This is a genomic window from Lawsonibacter hominis (assembly GCF_014287895.1).
In the GTDB taxonomy this organism is placed as follows: domain Bacteria; phylum Bacillota; class Clostridia; order Oscillospirales; family Oscillospiraceae; genus Lawsonibacter_A; species Lawsonibacter_A hominis.
In genome coordinates this window covers 1-533 of sequence record NZ_JACOPP010000113.1, presented here as the reverse complement: position 1 = coordinate 533, position 533 = coordinate 1, and the positions used below count along the sequence as shown (strand labels likewise).

1 pseudogene is annotated in these 533 nt (G+C 49.3%); it reads left to right on the top strand.

Features of this window, described 5'->3' with window-relative positions:
• Positions 1-21 precede the first annotated feature (21 nt).
• Positions 22-533, top strand: a pseudogene (locus H8S57_RS17035) (site-specific integrase); the annotation flags it as partial.

Genomic DNA, 533 nt, shown 5'->3' with positions numbered 1-533 from the left:
CAAAAGGAGGAACAGATCAGTATGCCAGCGGTACACCTGCAAGAAAACAGCAAACTAATCTCCGGCCATGTGGCCGAGAAAAAAGGGTATCTCTATTGGGTTCTAAACCTTACCGATGAAAACGGTAAGAGAAAGCCCAAATGGATTCCCACCCATAAGAAAGTTAAGGGTAACAAGACCTGGGCAAACAATATGCTTCCCACCATCCGAAAGGAATGGACGGAAAAGCTGCTTCAGGAGGCTGCGGCCTCACAGCAGTCGGCTTCTCCGTCTGGCCCGTCATCCGCAGAGATTTCCTTTGTGGATTTCCTGTACCAGTGGCTTGAGTACAAGTACAAGTCTGCTACCGGACGGGTGATGGACAGCAAGCCCATCGAACTCTCGACCTATTCGGGATACGAACAGCAGCTTAATAACCCCATCGCCCCGTATTTCCGAGAGCATCCTGTCGCCCTTTGTGACCTTACCAAACAAGATATTCTCGCTTTTTATGAGAAAGAATTGGAACGGGTCAAGCCGACCACCGTTAAACA